The organism is Citrobacter sp. CK181 (assembly GCF_030333595.1).
In the GTDB taxonomy this organism is placed as follows: domain Bacteria; phylum Pseudomonadota; class Gammaproteobacteria; order Enterobacterales; family Enterobacteriaceae; genus Citrobacter_B; species Citrobacter_B koseri.
Map to the genome: position 1 here is coordinate 435,977 of NZ_JAOWFN010000013.1, position 19,802 is coordinate 455,778.

Sequence of the window (19,802 nt, forward strand, 5' to 3'; positions counted from 1 at the left end):
AGAAAGATGAAAAAGATTGGTGTTGCTGGCTTACAGCGTGAGCAGATTAAAAAAACCATCGAGACCGTGGCGCCCGGCTGCTTTGACGTGTCCATTCACAACGATATGGAAGCGGCGATGAAAGTGAAGTCCGGGCAACTGGATTATTACATCGGCGCGTGTAATACCGGCGCTGGCGCGGCGTTGTCGATAGCGATTGCGGTGATTGGCTACAACAAAAGCTGCACCATCGCTAAGCCGGGTATTAAAGCGAAAGACGAGCATATCGCAAAGATGGTCGCGGAAGGGAAAGTGGCGTTTGGCCTCTCCGTCGAACATGTTGAGCATGCGATTCCCATGCTGGTTAACCACTTGAAATAAAAGGCATGCTTATGGAGCTGTATATTCAGATTCTGGTGGTGGCTTGCCTGACGGGGATGACGTCGCTACTGGCGCATCGCTCAGCCGCCGTTTTCCATGACGGGATTCGCCCGATCCTACCGCAACTGATCGAAGGCTATATGAACCGCCGGGAGGCGGGGAGTATCGCGTTTGGTTTGAGTATCGGTTTTGTGGCGTCGGTGGGGATCTCATTTACCCTCAAAACGGGGCTGCTTAACGCCTGGCTGCTGTTTTTACCTACCGATATTCTTGGCGTACTGGCGATCAATAGCCTGTTGGCGTTTGGGCTTGGCGCCGCCTGGGGCGTGCTGATTCTGACCTGTCTGCTGCCGGTGAACCATCTGCTTACCGCCTTGCCGGTTGACGTGCTGGGGAGCCTTGGCGAGCTGAGTTCCCCGGTTGTCGCCGGTTTTGCGCTGTTCCCGCTGGTGGCGATTTTTTATCAATTCGGCTGGAAACACAGTCTTATCGCTGCGGTTGTGGTGCTGATGGCGCGTGTCCTGGTAGTGCGCTACTTCCCGCATCTGAACCCGGAATCGATTGAGATTTTTATCGGCATGGTGATGCTGCTGGCGATTGCGATTACGCACGACCTGCGCCACCGTGGCGATGAGGAGATGGATACCAGTGGGTTATCCGTCTTTGAGGAGCGCACCTCCCGTATTATTAAAAACTTACCGTATATCGCGATCGTCGGCGCGTTGATTGCGGCGGTCGCCAGTATGAATATTTTTGCCGGCAGCGAGGTGTCGATCTTTACCCTTGAGAAAGCCTATTCTGCTGGCGTTACGCCTGAAGAGTCGCAGACCTTGCTTCATCAGGCGGCGCTGGCGGAGTTCATGCGTGGGCTTGGCTTTGTGCCGATGATCGCCACAACGGCGCTGGCGACGGGCGTGTATGCGGTGGCCGGTTTTACCTTTGTGTATTCCGTGGGCTATCTGGCGCCGAATCCGTGGATTGCCGCCATCCTGGGGGCGGTCGTGATTTCTGCGGAAGTGCTGCTGTTGCGCTCAATTGGGAAGTGGCTTGGACGCTACCCGTCGGTGCGCAATGCGTCGGACAATATCCGTAACGCGATGAATATGCTGATGGAAACCGCGCTACTGATCGGCTCTATTTTTGCGGCGATCAAGATGGCGGGTTATACCGGCTTCTCAATTGCGATTGCTATCTACTTCCTCAATGAGTCGCTGGGGCGCCCGGTGCAGAAGATGGCCGCGCCGGTCGTGGCCGTGATGATTACCGGTATCTTGTTGAATATTCTCTACTGGTTCGGTCTGTTTATTCCGGCCTGAGGAGGCGTCTAAATGAAAACCTTCCCCCTGCAAAGCCTGACGCTCGCCGAGGCGCAGCAGAAGCAGTTTACGCTGGTGGATACGGTGTGCCGTTATTTTCCGGGCGCGGATTTTTTAAAGGGTGGCGATCTGGGGTTAAGTCCGGGGCTTAACCAGCCGGGAACCACCCGGCAAGTGGAAAAGGTGCTGGCGGAGGCGTTTCATGCTGAGGACGCGGTGCTGGTGCAGGGCGCGGGAACCGGCGCGATTCGGGCCGGGCTGGCCGCACTGCTGAAACCGGGGCAACGCCTTCTGGTGCATGATGCGCCGGTTTATCCCACAACGCAGGGGATCGTCGAGCAGATGGGGATTGCGCTTGTCAGAGCGGATTTCAACGATCTGGCGACGATAACGCAGGTTATCGCAGAACATCGGCCCCATGCGGCGCTGGTGCAACATACGCGTCAGCAACCGCAGGATTGCTATTCTCTGGCCGGGGTGCTGGCGGAGCTTGCGCGATGCGGCGTCCCCACGCTGACCGACGATAATTATGCGGTGATGAAAGTGGCGCGTATTGGTTGTGAATGTGGGGCCACGCTGTCCACGTTTTCCTGTTTTAAACTCTTCGGGCCTGAAGGCACCGGCGCGGTGGTGGGGGAGGCGGAAGCCATCGCCAGAATACGTGCGACGATGTATTCCGGCGGCAGCCAGATTCAGGGCGCGCAGGCGCTGGCGGTGCTTCGTGGCCTGGTTTTCGCGCCAGTGATGCACGCTGTGCAGGCCGGGGTGACGGAACGTTTACTCGCCTTGTTGAACAGCGGAACCGTGCCGGAAGTGAAGCAGGCGGTGATTGCGAATGCGCAATCGAAAGTGTTGATTGTGGAGTTTCACCAGCCCGTTGCCGAAAAGGTGCTGGAGGAGGCGCAAAAGCGCGGGGCGTTGCCTTACCCGGTGGGCGCGGAGTCCAAGTATGAAATCCCGCCATTGTTTTATCGCCTTTCCGGTACGTTTCGTGCGGCCCGTCCGGGTCTGGCGCGTTATGCGATTCGTATTAATCCCAACCGCAGCGGCGAAGAAACGGTGTTACGTATTTTGCGGGAAAGCCTGTGTGCCTGATGGCACAACACCGCGTACGCCGCCATCCGGCATGTATGTGTGCACGAAAGCCTGATGGCGCTACGCTTATCAGGCCTACAGCGTACAGCACCGTAGGCCGGATAAGGCGTTTGCGCCGCCATCCGGCATGTATGTGTGCACGAAAGCCTGATGGTGCTGCGCTTATCAGGCCTACAATGGTTCGGCATTGTGATGGCAAACACACATGAAAAAACCGGGGAATCCCCGGTTTTTTGTATCGTGCGACAACGGTTTCGATTATTGATCCGCGGCCGGGCCGCAACCACCAATAATTTTTGAAATAGAAATTGCCGGGTGAAGTAAATAATCGTAACTGCAATCATTCTTTTTGTTTTCGATATGACCCGTACACGCGGTGAGCGTAGCCAGCATCCCTGCCACAACGGCAATCTTTGCAATTTTAAACATGACAAAATCCTTGTAAATAAAACAATTTTAATTGTATGAGATAAATGGAAAAATCCATTTTGCGGACGTTACCATATCAATTAATAAGGGAGCGAGGTAGTCCAGATAAGGACTTCTTATTCTGCGGATAATATGCTTTGCGTAGATTCAGCATAATAAAAAACGGCCTGGAGATGATGTATATTCTCCAGACCGTGGCGTTTATTTAATTAACGGAATGTTTTCTTAAAGTTCAGCATAAAGCCTTTATCGCTGATGCCATCCTCTTTCCACTGATAAGCGTCGAGATGCAGGCTGCTGTCCTGGGCGCTGTACTTCACGCCCATCGTTGCCAGACCGTTCAGACCGCCGCCTTTCTGGCCGTCGTCAACGCTAAAGCGCTGGTCGCTTGCACCCGCCAGCGTGGCGCTACGCTGGCTTTTCGTGTAGCTCAGGTTCGGGCCGCCTTCCAGCGTGGCGCTTGCGCTCCAGCCGTTTTCCCCGGCGTAGTCCATTTTCAGGCCAAGCACGGAATCTACGGCCGTTTCGCTGCCGCTGTTCATCGACAGGTTGAAGTCTCCGGCGCTGCGCTCTTTGTAACCTTCTTCCAGTGTATGACGCAGCTTAACGCCCGCATACGGCGTGATTTTCAGCGCATCGTCCATCAGGTTAAAGGTTTTTGCCCCTTCGCTGCGGAATTCCATGTACTGCTGACGGGCGTCGGAATCCGCCACTTTATTGACGTCGCCATAGGCGACAGAGCGGCTGCTGTCGAGGTTATGCACGTCATAACGCAGGCTGTTGTTCCAGGCCAGACCCTCATTAAAGGTCATGCTGTGTTTCAGGCCGAAGAACTGGCTGTAGCCGCCGGTCACGCCGTTGTCGCCCGCTTTCTGCGAACCGTCGCCGTCCAGACGCGCAATACCGTATTCCAGCGTCAGGTTCTGGCTGGCGGTCAGATCCAGCGTCTGGCGCAGCGCCAGCATGTCGTACTGGGTGTCGTTACCCAGTTCGGCACGCGGATCGCCTTTCGCCATCACGTTGAACGCCAGACCGTCTTTCACCTGCGGCGCGGCGTCCGCCAGCATCGTAAAGCGATTGCTGAGTACGCGGGCTTCGCGGAAGACGGTGTTCGCCTGGCTGCCGCTGACCTGTTTCAGGGCGTTGTTCAGCTCTGCGGTCGTGCCAACGTTCAGGCTGTTGTACAGCTCATTGTTGGTATACCCGGCGTCCAGCGCCTGTGCGACGTCGCTGACGGAACTCTCCGTCGCCACATCCGCATAGGCGTTTTTGGTCATGGTGATGTCAACGTTGCCGTCGCCGTCGGTGCTGCCCTGGGCGTTCCACACCACGCTGGTGGAGGTGATATTGTCCGCGCCCTGGATATTACTGCCGGTAAAGGCGTTATCGACCACGACGGTGGTCTCTGCCGTACCTGCGGTAAAGCCGGTATTTACCTTCACGTCGTCGCCAATCATCAGGTTATTCGCTTTCAGCGTACCGGAACTGCCGTCGGCATTGGTGCCCACAATGTAGTTGCTTAACATCTGCGGCGCGTTCGGATCGGCCGGAGGCGCTGGAATATCACCCTGCGTCGGCGCGACAATCGCATCCGGGATCACGATATCCGCCGTACCGTTGTGATCGTCCTGCGTACCCGTAGTGCCAGGGGCGTAGATGCCGCAGCCGGTGTCGCACAGCAAATTCACTTCGCCATTATTGATGATGGTTTTGCTCTGGCCGCCAAACGCGTAAGAGTCATTCGCGTACACGTTGATCACGCCATCGGCGGTGTTGTTGATGGTGGTGGCGTTGCCGTTGCCTTTGATGCCGATAAGTCCGGTGCCGTTGGTTCCGTCTATTTGCCCCTGTTCGGTGCCGACGTTGATGGTGCCGCTGTTGACCAGGTCGATGATATAACTGCTGGTGCCGCCGCTGATCGCCACGGCATTGTCGCCCTGGACGTTAATGGTCCCTTCGTTGCCAAAGCTATAGCCACGGCTGAGGTTGATCAGGGGGGCGTCCGGGTTAATACCATTAATCACGCCGGTTTCCGTGTTCCAGATCCACATCGGGGAGTTGCTGGCATTCGCGGTGGTGATGGCGCTGTAACCGTTGGTGGCGGTAATGGTGCCGCTGTTCACCTGAGCGATGGAACTGCTGGTACGCGTCATGTTGATGATGGTGTTTTCGCCGCCTTCTACCGCGCTGCCGCTGTTGGTAAGCGTTGCGCCTTCCTGGTTATAAAACGCAAAGCTGCCGTTGATGAGCGATTTGCCATCTTCCGCCACCGTCATATTGCCGGTATTGACGACTTCCTGGGCGTAAGAGGTTCCTGCAATTGAGCCGGTAAAGCTGCCCTCGTTGAACAGGGTGATATCGCCATTAAGCGTCAGGAGGTCAGTGGTCAGGCTGCCGTCTGCGCGGTTGAACAGGCTGTGATACGTGGTGATCGTATCGGCATGCATCGTCCCGTGGTTTTCCATATTGCCAGCGTTATTAATCGCCATATCGCCGTTGACGGTCAGCGTGGCGCCTGCTTCGTTGTACAGCCAGCCGCTAACATCGAGATCGCCGTTCAGCGTTTCATTGCCGTAATTCGCCAGCGCTCCGGTGGTGAAAAAGCCCGCTTCTGACGTTTGGCTATCGCTGTCGCCGCTGCCGGGCAGCGACCGTATCCAGATTTTGTCGGTTGGCATGGAACCCATATGTGGGTCGTTTTCGTCCATCGGGCTGCCGTTCAGGTTGATGGCGCCGTTATTGATGATGTAGCTGTTGCTGTCGCTAAGGAACGCCTGACCGTAGTCGGCATCAATATTGATGGTGCCGGTGGTGTCGTTCACGACGGTGCCGCCGTTTAATGCGGCCATCCCCACCAGTTGGTTTGCCTCGCCGGTCACACCTTCATCAGCGGTCAGCGTAATAGTACCTTGGTTAACGGCCGTGCCGCCGCTGAGCGCCATCATACCGAACCCGGCGTTGTTGACGGTGATGGTGCCGGTGTTGATGGCCGTGGCGTCACCGTAGCCGATGTCTGAGGAACCGGCAACCATTGCCGAGCTGGTCAAATAGAGATATGTCGGCTGCCAGTAGTCTGTGCTGATGATATTGTTTTCATCGTCCAGCGTCGGGATAAAACCGTCCAGATAAATATCGCCTTCGTTTAACGCCGTCCCTACACTGGCACTGACGCCATATGCTCCCGCGCCCTGTAAATGGACGGTCGCTCCTTTATCATTAACGACGCTGCCGCCCTGGGTCGCCAGCATGGCGTAAAGCGTGTGGGTATACCATCTTTCCGGGTAGATATTGATCCCGTTAATGAACTCTGGCGTTTGGTTAGAAAAGAGGGTGATATCGGCCCCTGCTTTGTTGTGTACGACCGTATCTTCGCCATTTGCACGGGTGATGGCAGAACGATCATCTCCCGTATCGCCACTGCTTCCGTAGATGAGAATATTGCCGCTGTTGCTCGCTTCCGCTCCCTTATTGGCAAGGAGAACGTTGACTGTTCCGTGGGTGGTAATATCGCCCTGATTTTCAATCGTCGAGCCCTGGCCATGAGCTGACAGCAGGGCATTACTTCCGGTGGAGTAATTTAAGTTCAGATAGTCGGCGTTCACTTCAATCGTGGCGTCATCGGTAATGAGCAGGGAGCCGCCATTATTAACGTTTGCCAGCGTGGCCTGGCCACCTGTGATAGTGGTCATATCCACGGTAGATTTACCGCTTAGCGTTAACGTGTTGTCACCATCAATGTTGATACCGATAGCTTCAGAGCCAATAGACGCTTCGTTTTGGGAAAAGTCGATGTTTATACCACCGGCGACATTCACGGCGTTACCGCTGCCGCTGATATTGAGGCCGGTAACGCTCGCATACCCAGAGCTGACATCAGAACTGTCAAGATGGATATTCATCGCGCCATCCAGATTGACCGTATTTTGATTGCCGTTAACGGTAATGCCTTGTAACTGCTCATCGCTTTTAATTTGAGCGTCTTGCGCGTAACCAGCCTCGATGTTCACATTACCCAGAATGGTTGTTGTATTCGTGTCGCCAGAGACGTTAAGACCGGTTGCCCCACGAAATACGCCGCTGCTGTCCTGAGCCGCAGTCACGTTAATATCGCCCGTCAGACTGACCTGCGATTCAGTACCGCTGATCAGCGTTCCCGTACCGTTAAGGCTGGTGTTGATATTACCTTTGTTGTTGAAGGTGTTTTGTGTACCGGCAACAACGAAGCCCACTGAGTCGTCGTTACGCACGGTGGTGGTGCCGCTGTTTATGAGTTCGCTTTCTTCGCCGTTGATGGTCAGGCCCGTCGCGCCATTCATAACCAGCAGGTCGCCATTCTGCGTCATGTCAGCGTTATTGCCCGTAATGGTGGCGATCGTTGAGCCAGCGCCGTCGACGGCCATATTACCGGTATTGAGTACGCGGGCGTTGTCGCCATCGATGCGTACGCCCGTCGCGCCATCGGCGATGAGCTGATTACCTTCATTAATTACCAGCGCATTATCACCCTCAATGTACAACCCCGTAGAGCCGGCACCGCGGGTTGTCGAATGGCCTTTGTTATCGACGATAGCATCGTCACCGGTGATTTTGGCCCCGGTGCCGCCGTCAGAAACGTTTAATTCCCCTTCGTTGATGAGGCGAATGTCATTGCCGTTAATGATGGAACCGGTAGAACCTGCGCCGCTAATGCTGGAAGTCCCCGCATTGTCAATGAGGGTGTTATCACCATCGATAACGATGCCCGTCCCGCCGCCGCTGATGGTGATATCGCCGGAGAGCGAGGTCGAGGTGCCATTGCCGGAAATTAACGCCCCGGTAGCGCCATCTACCGTACTTTTGCCTGAGATAGCGTTAGTGGTGCCGTCGCCGCTAATAACCAGGCCAACTGCGCCATTGGTCACGGTAGAATCCCCGTTCAGCGTATTACGGGTGTTATCGCCCGAGATAATGACGCCGGTACGATTTTTCCCGCCGATATCCAGTTCGCGATCGGTGGTGTGCGTATTGCCGTCTCCGGTGACAACCTGGGTATTGTTATCCGCGAGGATCAGATAGCCCCGGCTGTCGTACTTCCAGTAAAAGCCGTTGGCCTGAGCGCCTTCAATCACGGCCGCGTTGCTGTCGGTAACGTTCCAGCCGGAAATCGCCAGCGTTTTGCCGTCCTGGGTGGTTAACTGCCACTGCGCGTCTTGTTCGGAATAACTGAGCGTGGCTTCGCCGAGGTGTTCGCCGTTATCCAGCTTGATGTCGTCGAAGTGCAGGGTGTCTGTGCCTTTATCCAGCGTCACCTGATTGCTGAAGGTCGTCACGGACGTGTCGTCAGGCGGTACTGGCGTATCACCGCCATCATCGGGCGGTGTGACGTCGCCGCCATCATCGGGAGGCGTTGGGGTGACATCTCCGCCGTCATCCGGCGGCGTTGGGGTAACGTCGCCCCCGTCGTCTGGCGGGACTGGCGTTGTTGAATGGTGGTGAGAATCGCCGTCGCTGTGATTGCCAATGGCGATGCCCGCCGCCAGAGCCGCTACGCCGCTGGCGACCCATGCCCAATGGTTATCCTGCCCGGCTTCTGCCGTCAGACATTTCGCCGGTAACTTATTGCGCTCCGCCTGAGATAACGACGAAATATTTACCGGACATTCTTTCTCATCTTCTGTATTCTCTGCCGCAATTGCCGGGCAGTAATATGTTTGCAGTGCAATCGCAATACCCACTGCAAGGAGTTTTTTCCTTTGCATAAACATAGTTGCCATCCTGTAAATAAAATAAGAAATATAAGGCGGCCCTGACAGACAACCTTTATTTGCAAAATTAATGAATGGCGCTATTTTGCCACTGACTACCCAGGGGGCGTCAATCCAGCCTTTATTCTGCCGATATTTGTGCGGTGAATTTATTTAGCGAATAAAAAAGAGATAATGGCTGTTTTGTGCGGTATTTTATGGCGTTATTCTTTTTTATATTTATGTAATGAATGGATTTAGCTTATTTAAAGTGTAATGTAAGAATGAATGATCGTTAAAGTGTTAAAAAAAAGATGCCCTGATATAGGGCATCTATATTTATTAATGGTTTGAGAACCAGTTTAGCTTATCGCGTAACGCGACCACCCGACCGACAATAATCAGCGCCGGGCTTTCGACCTGTTTCGCCAGCTCGCCTAATTGCGCAAGAACGCCGCTGACCACGCGCTGCTTGACGGCCGTACCGTTTTCAACCAGCGCCACAGGCATATCGGCCTGCATACCAAATGCGATCAGCTTCTCCTGAATGGTTGCCGCCTGATTCAACCCCATATAGAACACCAGCGTTTGTTTCTCCGCCGCCAGGTTTTCCCAGTCCAGCTCGCCGCCCGTTTTCAGGTGCCCGGTGACCAGACGCACGCTTTGCGCGTAGTCGCGGTGAGTCAGCGGAACGCCGGAATAAGCCGAGCACCCGGAGGCCGCGGTAATACCGGGAACAACCGAGAACGGAATACCGGCGTGGCACAGCGTTTCCAACTCTTCGCCGCCGCGACCGAAGATAAACGGATCGCCGCCTTTCAGACGCACCACGCGTCTGCCTTTCTGCGCTTCTCGCAGCAGGATCTGGTTAATCTCTTCCTGGGGAACGCAGTGATAGCCCGCGCGTTTGCCAACGAACACGCGGTCAGCGTCGCGGCGTACCAGATTCATAATATCGTCGGAGACCAGACGGTCATACACCACCACATCCGCCTGTTGGATCTGTTGTAACCCTTTCAGCGTCAGCAGCCCGGCGTCGCCAGGGCCCGCGCCCACCAGCACCACTTCACCACGGTGATCCAGCGGTTCGCTAAGCATCTGCTCGGTGATCTCCGACACCGCTTTCGCATCGGCATTCGCCAGCGACTGCGCGAGCCTGTCGTTGATGAACAGTTTTTCCCAGAAGCGACGGCGCTCGCCCATTGTGGCGAACTGCTTTTTCACCCGCGCGCGGAGCTGGCCGGCGTAATGCGCGACCTGGCCGAGGTGCTGGGGCAGCAAGGACTCCAGTTTCTCGCGCAGCAAGCGTGCGAGAACGGGCGAGGTGCCGCCGGAGGAGACCGCCACCATCAGCGGCGAGCGGTCGATAATGGAGGGCATGATGAAACTGGCGGCTTTTGGCGCATCGACCACGTTGCAGAAAATGCGGCGTGATTCAGCGGCTTCGCTCACCTGCTGGTTCACGGCGTCATCATCGGTCGCGGCGATCGCCAGCCAGCATCCGTCGAGCAGGGATTCTTCGAATGCCCCTTCAACTAACGTCAACATGCCTTCATTTGCCCACACGGTGAACTGCGGAATAAACGCCAGCGCGTTGACCGTTAATCGAGCGCCTGCTTCCAGCAGTAACCGCGCTTTGCGTTCTGCGACATCGCCACCGCCGACGAGCAGACAGTCACGATTGCGTAATTGACAAAATATAGGCAAATGGTCCACGACATTACCTCTTAATTATTGGCAGTAGCTTCAGTTTGATTGATTTTTGCCGGAGCCGGACGCTCCGCTTTTGGCGTAGCATACCAATAACCTAATCCCATGAATACGACACCGGACAAAGTATTGCCGAGAGTCACCCACAGCAGGTTATGACCAATTCCCGCCAGCGTGTAGGCGTCGCCGTGATGGCCGAACCAGGAGAGGGCGAACAGCGTCATGTTGGCGACGGAGTGCTCGTAGCCGGACGCGATGAACGCCAGCAGACACCACCAGATAGCGAGGAATTTCGCCGCGCCTTCGGTACGAATCGCCATCCAGATCGCCAGGCAAACCAGCCAGTTGCACAGCGCGCCTTTAAAGAACAGTACCGTAGCGGGCGCGGTGGTTTTCGCCAGCGCAACCGTGTGAACGATGCTGGTATCGACCGGCAGCAGACTGCCGCCGCCCCAGCTATACAGCAGCGCGACGAACACGGAGCCCACCAGGTTGCCCAGCCAGGTTTGCGGCAGAATCGCCCACATCTGACCGTGGCTGATGGTGCCCGCTTTTACGCCGAGCGTCAGGAACATGGTATGACCGGTAAAGAGTTCAGAACCGGCGATGATCACCAGCGTTAAGGCGATGCCGAAGGTAGCGCCCATCACCAGCGGGCGAACGGAAGGGTCAAGCAGGTTGCCGAGAGTGAAAATAAGAATGATGCCGAGACCGACGTAGGCGCCGGCCATTGCGGAACTCACCCAGAAACCGAGCGGATTATTTGCCGACAGGCGTGCAATGCGCGCAGCGTTAGCCGCACACTTGTTAATAGTGTCTGTAAACATTTGATTATCCTTGAAGTAAAAACAATAAAATTAAAAAAGAAATCGTAAAACCGTAGGCCGGATAAGGCATTTATGCCGCCATCCGGCGGTGTGTTTTGCCTGATGGCGCTACGCTTATCAGGCCTACAAAATCGGGCCTGTAACCATTTGATTGTCCTTGAAGTAAAAACAATAAAAACCGTAGGCCGGATAAGGCATTTATGCCGCCATCCGGCGGTATGTAGGCCTGATGGCGCTGCGCTTATCAGGCCTACAAATCAGGCCTACAAAGACGTCAAAAAGGGAGGCGTTGCGCCTCCCCAAATTCATCAACCGCGCAGTTGCACCACGCCGTCTTTCACGCGAGCTTCGTAGTGCGCGACGGAATGGCTTTCATCTTCCATGCACAGACCGTCGCTCAGACGGAACCGCTGTTTTTTCAGCGGGCTGGCAACCCACAGTTCGCCCTGATGCTCGGCAATCAATCCGCGCGACAGCACGCTGGATTCAAAAAACGGGTCGATGTTGCTGATCGCGAACACCTGGTCGCTGTGATATGGACGGAAAATGGCGACCTGCTTTTCGCCTAACAGTGCGCAGACGCCGGTTTCCGGCAGAATGTCATCGATTTTGCAGATGTTTTTCCACTGGCTCATGCGTTTTCCTCCACCAGAGTTACCGGAATGCGTTCGTACGGCGTCGCCGGACGATGCTGTTCACGCTCAGGAACCACCTGAACATTCGGGTCGCGCTTATCGCTGTTGATAAAGTGTCTGAAACGAACCTGCGCAGACGGTGTATTCACGGTCTCCGTCCACTCGCACACCACCGCTGCACGCAGGCGGGTCATCTCTTCTTCCAGATGCGCGTTCAGGCCCAGTTTGTCGTCGATGATGACCGACTTCAGGTAGTCGATGCCGCCTTCCAGGTTATCTAACCACGGTGCGGTACGGGTCAGTTTGTCGGCGGTACGGATGTAGAACATCATGAAGCGGTCGAGGTATTTAACCAGCGTTTCGCGGTCGATATCCGCCGCCAGCAGGTCCGCATGACGCGGTTTCATCCCGCCGTTGCCGCAGACGTACAGGTTCCAGCCTTTTTCCGTGGCGATAATCCCCACGTCTTTACCCTGGGCTTCCGCACATTCACGGGTACAGCCGGAGACGCCAAATTTCATTTTGTGCGGGGTACGGATGCCTTTGTAGCGGTTTTCCAGCTCGACGCCGAAGCCGACGCTATCGCCCACGCCGTAGCGGCACCAGGTGCTGCCCACGCAGGTTTTCGCCATACGCAGCGCTTTGGCATACGCGTGACCAGTTTCGAAGCCCGCTTCAATCAACTGACGCCAGATTTCTGGCAGATCGTCTTTCTGCGCGCCGAACAGACCGATACGCTGAGAACCGGTAATTTTGGTGTACAGGTTAAACTCACGCGCGATGCGACCTACGGCCACCAGACCTTCCGGCGTGATTTCGCCGCCCGCAGAACGCGGGATCACGGAGTAGGTGCCGTCTTTCTGGATGTTCGCCAGGAAGTTGTCGTTGGTATCCTGTAGCGGGGTGTGCTGCGGCTTCAGAATGTATTCGTTCCAGCAGGAGGCCAGCAGAGAACCGACGGTTGGTTTACACACTTCGCAGCCGTAGCCTTTACCGTGTTTCGCCAGCAGTTCTTCAAAGGTTTTAATGCCTTCCACGCGGATGAGGTGGAACAGTTCCTGACGCGAGTACGCAAAGTGCTCACACAGGTTGTTGTTCACTTCAATACCCTGTTTCGCCAGTTCGGCGTTCAGAACCTGAGTAACCAGCGGAATACAGCCGCCGCAGCCAGTACCGGCTTTGGTTTCCGCTTTCAGCGCCGCAACGGTGTGGCAGCCTTTGTTGATGGCGGCGACCAGCATCCCTTTGGTGACGTCAAAGCAGGAACAGATTTGCGCGCTGTCCGGCAGTTTATCAACGCCAATGGAAGGCTTACCGCTGCCAGAATGTGCCGGCAGGATCAGCGAGTCCGGGTTTTCCGGCAGTTCAATCGCGTTCAGCACCAGTTGCAGCAGGTTGCCGTAATCGCTGGTATCGCCCACCAGCACCGCGCCGAGCAGGGTTTTGTTGTCTTCGCTGACGATGAGGCGTTTGTAGACCTCTTTGCTTTCGTCGAGGTAAACGTAACTACGCGCTCCTGGCGTGCGGCCATGCGCATCGCCAATGCCGCCGACGTCCACGCCCAGCAGCTTCAGCTTGGCGCTGAGGTCTGCGCCTTCAAACACGTTTTCGGTTTCGAGGATGTGGTCAACGGCAACCTGCGCCATTTTGTAGCCTGGCGCAACCAGACCGTACACGCGGTTGTTCCAGCTGGCGCATTCGCCAATCGCGTAGATATCCGGGTCAGACGTCTGGCAGGCGTCGTTAATCACGATACCGCCGCGCTGAGCGACGTCCAGGCCGCACTGGGTGGCCAGTTTGTCACGCGGGCGGATACCGGTAGAGAAAACGATGAAATCGACTTCCAGCTCGCTACCGTCGGCAAAACGCATGGTTTTACGCGCTTCGGTGCCTTCCTGAACGATCTCTTTGGTATTTTTGCTGGTGTGTACGCGCACGCCCATGCTTTCGATTTTACGGCGTAGCTGCTCGCCGCCCATCTGATCCAGCTGTTCTGCCATCAGCATGGGGGCAAATTCGATAACGTGGGTTTCGACGCCTAAGTTTTTCAGCGCGCCAGCGGCTTCCAGACCCAGCAGGCCGCCGCCGACCACCGCGCCGCGTTTGCTGCGACGGGCGCAGGCTTCAATGGCGTTGAGATCTTCAATGGTACGGTAAACAAAGCAGTCCTGGGTTTCGGAACCTTTAATTGGCGGGATCCACGGGTAGGAACCGGTCGCCATGATCAGTTTATCGTAATAAACCGTACGACCCGCGCTGGAGTGGATGACCTTCTCCTGACGGTTGATCGTAATAGCGCGTTCGCCGACCAGAACGTTAACGCCGTGCTTCTCATAAAAGCCTTCACGCACCAGAGACAGCTCTTCAGCGGTGTGGTGGGAGAAGTAGGAAGACAGGTGGACACGGTCGTATGCTTTGCGGGGTTCTTCACAGAACACGGTAATGTCAAAATTGGCAGCGTCGGATTTATCAAGAAGGTCCTCAATAAAGCGATGGCCGACCATACCATTACCGATAATAGCGAGTCTGACTTTGCTCATTTTTGCCTCGATTTCTTTTCTATTACTGCCTACCTTAACGATTCAGCAACCCCGCTTATTGATGTAAATCAAATTCGGCCTTATATACTCCTTAAGAGGTATATTGCTGATTTGTCAGCATTTTTATAAGTCACGGAATTGTCAGACATTTCGTTGTTGTGCAAATAACGTACAAAATGAGGGGTTATTAGCGTAAGAAGGTCTACCTCTAAAGAATGCGAGGTCTACGCCGTCAGGAGGAGGGGGAAATTGCGCGAAAAAGCAGGATTAAAAAGCCGGATGGCGACGCTATGCGTCTTATCCGGCCTACAAGTTACATGTAGGCCCGGTAAGCTTGCGCCACCGGGCAAATCATCATCAGTGCGCTGCTGGCACGTTATGCTGGCGATGACGGGTAACAAACCCGAGGATAAAGCACATCACAAACACCACGGCATACAGACCGTTTGCGGTGAGCAACGCGGCCTGCGGGCCGCTGTGCGCCACGATTGGGCCTGTCACCACGAAGGTCAGCATGGTGCCAATGGTGCCGCAGGTCAGCACAAAGTTAACCAGCTTCGGCGACGGCACTTTGGTTTGCTGCGAACCCAGCGTAATGATTGAGGTGTAAATGGCGCTGGAGAAGAAGCCGAGCGTCAGAATAAACCATGCCATATGCTCCGGCTGGGCCTTAATGAACAGGTACATCAGCACCGCCGCCAGACCCGCCAGTACCGTCAGGATACGTTGCAGATCAAAGAAGCGCAGAATGAAGCTGAAGGCCCACATGCCGAACATGTACGACATCCAGAAATCGCTGACCAGCGTACCGGCGTCGTTCAGGCTCATGCCCAGACCTTTGGCGTATTCCGGCACCCAGGAGATGAAACCCAACTGACCGAGGATGTAGCACAGCGCGGCGATAGACAGGAACAGAACGCCAATGCCCCATTTCTCTTTTACCACCGGCGTTTCCGTTTTCGGCGCGTGTTTACCCAGCGCCGGAAATTCGCAGCCGAAGGTCAGGATGAAAATCGCCACGTAGACCAGACCGATGCAGGCGTATACCCAGTACCACTCAATGCTGCGCGCCAGCAGGTAAGCGGCGACCATCGGGAAGATCATCCCGGCCATACTGAAGAAGGAGTCGGTGAACAGCAGGCGAGAACCACGCTGACGGCCTTCATACATCTGGGTGATCAGGAAAGTACCGATCGACATGGTGATACCGCTCACCAGGCCCAGTACAAACATTGCCGCAGAGAAAAGCGCCAGGCTATGGCTGAGCATCAGCCCGGCCACGGCCAGCACCATCAACACAAAGCCAAAACGCAGCTGCGTTTTCAGCGGGATAATTTCCATCAGCCAGGCATTCAGGAAAATAGAGATCAGGATACCGGCGTTAAGAAAGGTGAATGTGTTACTCATACTGGAAACGGGCAGGTTGAAATACTCTGCAATGTTTCCCATCACCATCCCGGTGACAATTACCAACGCGCCTGTCAGGGCGTAGGAGAGAAAGCTAATCCATGTGAGCTTGATGCGATTGCTGTTAGTCATGACTGGCCTGTGTATAGAGGTGTAAAGCGCGTTGACAGCGCCGTGAGCGGGCAGATTTTAGGCGTTTTAGTGATGTATTTAAATATTTATTAGCAATTACTGTAAGCGTTACATTTTTTAACGTGATATTGATCACATTAATATACCGAAAAGCACAACAAAATCGTAAGGTTACATTTGTTTCAGATACGTAAAATTAGGTAAAGGGCTGGCCTGCTCCTTGAAGGCTCTTTAGAATCAATCTACTTGCTTTTGTTACTGCTCTCGTTAAGGAAATCTCATGCTCAAATCGACTCTGGCGGCTGTTGCAGCTGTTCTCGCTCTTTCTGCTCTCTCTCCTGTAGCGTTGGCAGCGAAAGGTGACCCACATGTTCTGCTGACGACCTCCGCCGGAAATATTGAACTGGAACTGAATAGCCAGAAAGCGCCAGTTTCAGTGCAAAACTTTGTCGATTATGTCAACAGCGGTTTCTATAACAACACCACGTTCCACCGTGTGATCCCCGGCTTTATGGTGCAGGGCGGCGGTTTTAACGAGCAGATGCAGCAAAAGAAACCTAACCCGCCGATCAAGAACGAAGCGGACAACGGACTGCGCAACACCCGTGGCACCATTGCGATGGCGCGTACCGCAGATAAAGACAGCGCAACCAGCCAGTTCTTTATCAACGTTGCCGACAACGCCTTCCTGGATCACGGCCAGCGCGATTTTGGCTACGCCGTATTTGGTAAAGTTGTGAAAGGGATGGATGTCGCTGACAAAATCTCTCAGGTGCAGACGCACGATGTCGGCCCTTACCAAAATGTTCCTTCAAAACCGATAGTTATCCTTTCCGCCAAAGTCCTGCCGTAATGGCATTCTGCGCGGGCCAGCAATGCCCGCGCGATTCCTGACCTCTGCGTAACCTGAATTTGCTGCTTATACTTGTGGCAAGTGCAGGCACATTCAGGGAGGTCTCGTGAAAAAACTCACCGATAAACAAAAGTCTCGCCTCTGGGAACAACGACGAAATATCAATTTCCAGGAGAGTCGACGTCTGGAAGGGGTGGACATCCCGTTAGTTACCCTGACCGCCGAAGAAGCACTGGTGCGCCTGGCAGAATTAAGGAGGCACTATGAGCGATAAGTTTGGTGATGGACGCGACCCCTATCTGTATCCCGGCCTGAATATCATGCGTAACCGCTTAGGCATCCGGCAGGTTCAGCGTCTGGAGCAGGCGGCGTATGAACTGACCGCACTGCGTGCCGCGACGATTGAACCTGGCCCTCTGGTGCGCGGACTGCCTCACCTGCGCGCCATTCATCGTCAGCTGTATCAGGATGTTTTTGACTGGGCCGGACAACTGCGCGAGGTCGATATATATCAGGGAGATACCCGTTTTTGCCATTTTGCCTACATCGAAAAAGAGGGCAACGCCCTGATGCAGGATCTGGAAGAAGAGGGGTATCTGGTCGGGCTGACGAAAGAGAAATTCGCCGATCGTCTGGCGCACTACTACTGTGAAATTAACGTGCTGCATCCTTTTCGTATCGGCAGCGGACTGGCGCAGCGCATCTTCTTTGAGCAACTGGCGCTCCACGCCGGTTATATCCTGAGCTGGAGCGGCATTCAGGTGGCCGAATGGAGCCAGGCGAACCAGAGCGGCGCGATGGGCGACCTGTCGGGATTACAGGCAATATTTCGTAAAGGGGTAAGCGAAGCCCAGGAAACTGAGTAGAATAGCGCGGTTCTTACGTACCGGAGCCGCCATGATTCTGCTGATCGACAACTATGATTCGTTTACCTGGAACCTTTATCAGTATTTCTGCGAACTGGGCGCTGATGTCCTGGTCAGGCGAAATGACGCGTTGACGCTGGCGCAAATTGACGCGCTGAATCCGCAAAAAATCGTGATCTCGCCGGGGCCCTGTACGCCGGATGACGCGGGCATCTCCCTGGCAGTAATCCGCCATTATGCCGGACGCCTTCCCATGCTCGGCGTCTGTCTTGGACACCAGGCGATGGCGCAGGCCTTTGGTGCGACGATCGTGCGGGCGGCTAAAGTGATGCACGGTAAAACCTCTCCCGTCACCCATAGCGGCCAGGGCGTTTTTCAGGGGCTATCGAACCCGCTCACCGTCACGCGCTATCACTCGCTGGTGATCGATCCTGAAACGCTTCCCGCCTGCTTTGACGTTACGGCCTGGAGCGACACGCAGGAAATTATGGGGATTCGCCACCGGGAGTGGGATCTGGAAGGGGTGCAGTTCCACCCGGAAAGTATTCTGAGCGAGCAGGGACATCAACTGCTGGCTAATTTCCTGTCGCGCTGATTTGTGGTTGCTATCCAGTGATTTTTTATGCATATTTTATGACTGAAATTTCATTTGGCTGGATGGGCATAAGATGGCAACTGAACAAACTGCAATTACGCGCGCGACTTTCGATGAAGTTATCCTGCCGATTTATGCACCGGCAGAGTTTATTCCGGTAAAAGGCAAAGGCAGCCGGGTCTGGGATCAGCAGGGTAAAGAGTACGTTGATTTCGCGGGTGGGATTGCAGTTACCGCCTTAGGGCATTGCCATCCGGCGCTGGTGGACGTGCTGAAAACGCAGGGTGAAACGCTGTGGCACACCAGCAACGTTTTTACTAACGAACCTGCGCTGCGTCTGGGGCGTAAACTTATCGACGCGACCTTTGCCGAGCGCGTGCTGTTTATGAACTCCGGCACCGAAGCCAACGAAACCGCCTTCAAACTGGCGCGCCACTATGCCTGCGTGCGTCATAGCCCGTTTAAAACCAAAATCATCGCCTTCCATAACGCTTTTCATGGCCGCTCGCTGTTTACCGTTTCCGTTGGTGGTCAGCCGAAGTATTCCGACGGATTTGGCCCTAAACCGGCGGATATCATCCATGTTCCTTTCAACGATCTGCACGCAGTGAAAGCGGTGATGGATGACCATACCTGCGCGGTGGTGGTGGAGCCGATCCAGGGAGAAGGCGGCGTCACCGCCGCAACGCCAGCGTTTCTGCAAGGCCTGCGCGAGCTGTGCGATCGGCATCAGGCGCTGCTGGTGTTTGATGAAGTTCAGTGCGGTATGGGGCGCACCGGCGATCTGTTCGCCTATATGCACTACGGCGTGACGCCGGATATTCTTACCAGTGCGAAAGCGCTGGGCGGCGGCTTCCCGGTCAGCGCTATGCTGACCACGCAGGAGATTGCGTCCGCGTTCCACGTTGGGTCGCACGGTTCCACCTACGGCGGCAACCCGTTGGCCTGCGCCGTTGCCGGGGCCGCGTTCGATATCATCAATACGTCTGACGTGCTGAGCGGCGTTCAGACTAAACGCGAGCGGTTTGTTCAGCATTTGCAGAAGATTGACGAGCAGTATGACATTTTCAGCGATATTCGCGGCATGGGGCTGTTGATTGGCGCGGAACTGAAGCCGCAGTACAAAGGTCGGGCGCGGGATTTCCTTTACGCTGGCGCGCATGAAGGCGTTATGGTGCTGAATGCCGGGCCGGATGTCATGCGCTTTGCCCCGTCGCTGGTGGTGGAAGAGGCGGATATTGACGAAGGGATGCAGCGTTTTGCGCAGGCGGTGGCGAAAGTGGCTGGCTGATTGCCGGATGGCGCTACGCTTAT

General features: G+C 55.2%; 15 protein-coding genes. 8 read left to right on the forward strand and 7 right to left on the reverse strand.

The genetic code is table 11. The features are described from left to right. Window positions 1-6: 6 nt before the first annotated feature. From OGW17_RS13370 to OGW17_RS13380, 3 genes are read left to right on the forward strand one after another with little or no spacing between them, the layout of a single operon-like run. Window positions 7-360: a DUF2620 domain-containing protein gene (locus OGW17_RS13370; RefSeq protein ID WP_012135484.1), complete on the forward strand. Its 354-nt coding sequence runs from the start codon at window positions 7-9 to the stop codon at window positions 358-360. A gap of 11 nt (window positions 361-371) precedes the next feature. After that, a complete protein-coding gene (locus tag OGW17_RS13375; RefSeq protein ID WP_024131010.1) occupies window positions 372-1,676 on the forward strand; it encodes a YhfT family protein in 1,305 nt (434 codons plus the stop codon). A gap of 12 nt (window positions 1,677-1,688) precedes the next feature. Continuing rightward, window positions 1,689-2,771: an aminotransferase class I/II-fold pyridoxal phosphate-dependent enzyme gene (locus tag OGW17_RS13380; RefSeq protein ID WP_071259380.1), complete on the forward strand. Its 1,083-nt coding sequence runs from the start codon at window positions 1,689-1,691 to the stop codon at window positions 2,769-2,771. Between the two features lie 258 nt (window positions 2,772-3,029). Here the strand turns inward: OGW17_RS13380 and OGW17_RS13385 are convergent, their stop codons facing one another. The 7 genes from OGW17_RS13385 to tsgA all read right to left on the reverse strand — a co-directional run bounded on the left by OGW17_RS13385 (window position 3,030) and on the right by tsgA (window position 16,174). After that, the gene (locus tag OGW17_RS13385) at window positions 3,030-3,200 is read right to left on the reverse strand and encodes a YhfL family protein (RefSeq protein ID WP_012135480.1); all 171 of its coding nucleotides are present in this window, start codon (window positions 3,198-3,200) and stop codon (window positions 3,030-3,032) included. Between the two features lie 209 nt (window positions 3,201-3,409). Further along, entirely contained in the window at window positions 3,410-8,938 is a 5,529-nt protein-coding gene (locus OGW17_RS13390; protein ID WP_071259419.1) for a pectate lyase-fold domain-containing protein, read from the reverse strand. A 327-nt stretch (window positions 8,939-9,265) separates the two neighbouring features. Next, window positions 9,266-10,639: a siroheme synthase CysG gene (gene cysG / locus OGW17_RS13395; RefSeq protein ID WP_047460747.1), complete on the reverse strand. Its 1,374-nt coding sequence runs from the start codon at window positions 10,637-10,639 to the stop codon at window positions 9,266-9,268. A gap of 11 nt (window positions 10,640-10,650) precedes the next feature. Next, window positions 10,651-11,460 carry a nitrite transporter NirC gene (gene nirC / locus OGW17_RS13400; protein WP_012135477.1) on the reverse strand — a complete coding sequence of 270 codons (810 nt, stop codon included), beginning with the start codon at window positions 11,458-11,460 and terminating at the stop codon, window positions 10,651-10,653. Window positions 11,461-11,768: 308 nt separating this feature from the next. Further along, a complete protein-coding gene (nirD, locus tag OGW17_RS13405) occupies window positions 11,769-12,095 on the reverse strand; it encodes a nitrite reductase small subunit NirD (RefSeq protein WP_012135476.1) in 327 nt (108 codons plus the stop codon). Beyond that, window positions 12,092-14,635: an NADPH-nitrite reductase large subunit gene (gene nirB, locus OGW17_RS13410; RefSeq protein WP_012135475.1), complete on the reverse strand. Its 2,544-nt coding sequence runs from the start codon at window positions 14,633-14,635 to the stop codon at window positions 12,092-12,094. The genes nirD and nirB overlap by 4 nt, the downstream gene beginning before the upstream one ends. 357 nt (window positions 14,636-14,992) lie before the next feature. Continuing rightward, complete coding sequence (gene tsgA / locus OGW17_RS13415; RefSeq protein ID WP_012135472.1) at window positions 14,993-16,174, reverse strand: MFS transporter TsgA; 1,182 nt, start codon at window positions 16,172-16,174, stop codon at window positions 14,993-14,995. Window positions 16,175-16,454: 280 nt separating this feature from the next. On the opposite strand from tsgA, the gene ppiA reads away from it, so the two are divergent. The 5 genes from ppiA (at window position 16,455) to argD (ending at window position 19,779) form a co-directional block, all read left to right on the forward strand. Further along, on the forward strand, window positions 16,455-17,027 hold the full coding sequence (ppiA, locus tag OGW17_RS13420) for a peptidylprolyl isomerase A (RefSeq protein WP_012135471.1): 573 nt from the start codon (window positions 16,455-16,457) through the stop codon (window positions 17,025-17,027). Window positions 17,028-17,133: 106 nt separating this feature from the next. Next, window positions 17,134-17,301: a FicA/YhfG family antitoxin gene (ficA, locus tag OGW17_RS13425; RefSeq protein WP_012135470.1), complete on the forward strand. Its 168-nt coding sequence runs from the start codon at window positions 17,134-17,136 to the stop codon at window positions 17,299-17,301. Then, entirely contained in the window at window positions 17,291-17,893 is a 603-nt protein-coding gene (locus tag OGW17_RS13430) for a putative adenosine monophosphate-protein transferase Fic (RefSeq protein ID WP_012135469.1), read from the forward strand. The genes ficA and OGW17_RS13430 overlap by 11 nt, the downstream gene beginning before the upstream one ends. Before the next feature lie 31 nt (window positions 17,894-17,924). Beyond that, window positions 17,925-18,488: an aminodeoxychorismate synthase component 2 gene (gene pabA / locus OGW17_RS13435; protein ID WP_071259383.1), complete on the forward strand. Its 564-nt coding sequence runs from the start codon at window positions 17,925-17,927 to the stop codon at window positions 18,486-18,488. A 73-nt stretch (window positions 18,489-18,561) separates the two neighbouring features. Further along, window positions 18,562-19,779, forward strand: coding sequence for a bifunctional acetylornithine/succinyldiaminopimelate transaminase (argD, locus tag OGW17_RS13440; protein ID WP_071259387.1), 1,218 nt, complete (start codon window positions 18,562-18,564; stop codon window positions 19,777-19,779). Window positions 19,780-19,802 lie beyond the last annotated feature (23 nt).

Bases quoted from the DNA above. Each gene is read 5' to 3' on its own strand.
- OGW17_RS13370 (WP_012135484.1), top strand. From the start codon at position 7: ATGAAAAAGATTGGTGTTGCTGGCTTACAGCGTGAGCAGATTAAAAAA.
- OGW17_RS13375 (WP_024131010.1), top strand. From the start codon at position 372: ATGGAGCTGTATATTCAGATTCTGGTGGTGGCTTGCCTGACGGGGATG.
- OGW17_RS13380 (WP_071259380.1), top strand. From the start codon at position 1,689: ATGAAAACCTTCCCCCTGCAAAGCCTGACGCTCGCCGAGGCGCAGCAG.
- OGW17_RS13385 (WP_012135480.1), bottom strand. From the start codon at position 3,200: ATGTTTAAAATTGCAAAGATTGCCGTTGTGGCAGGGATGCTGGCTACG.
- OGW17_RS13390 (WP_071259419.1), bottom strand. From the start codon at position 8,938: ATGCAAAGGAAAAAACTCCTTGCAGTGGGTATTGCGATTGCACTGCAA.
- nirC (WP_012135477.1), bottom strand. From the start codon at position 11,460: ATGTTTACAGACACTATTAACAAGTGTGCGGCTAACGCTGCGCGCATT.
- nirD (WP_012135476.1), bottom strand. From the start codon at position 12,095: ATGAGCCAGTGGAAAAACATCTGCAAAATCGATGACATTCTGCCGGAA.
- nirB (WP_012135475.1), bottom strand. From the start codon at position 14,635: ATGAGCAAAGTCAGACTCGCTATTATCGGTAATGGTATGGTCGGCCAT.
- tsgA (WP_012135472.1), bottom strand. From the start codon at position 16,174: ATGACTAACAGCAATCGCATCAAGCTCACATGGATTAGCTTTCTCTCC.
- ppiA (WP_012135471.1), top strand. From the start codon at position 16,455: ATGCTCAAATCGACTCTGGCGGCTGTTGCAGCTGTTCTCGCTCTTTCT.
- OGW17_RS13430 (WP_012135469.1), top strand. From the start codon at position 17,291: ATGAGCGATAAGTTTGGTGATGGACGCGACCCCTATCTGTATCCCGGC.
- pabA (WP_071259383.1), top strand. From the start codon at position 17,925: ATGATTCTGCTGATCGACAACTATGATTCGTTTACCTGGAACCTTTAT.
- argD (WP_071259387.1), top strand. From the start codon at position 18,562: ATGGCAACTGAACAAACTGCAATTACGCGCGCGACTTTCGATGAAGTT.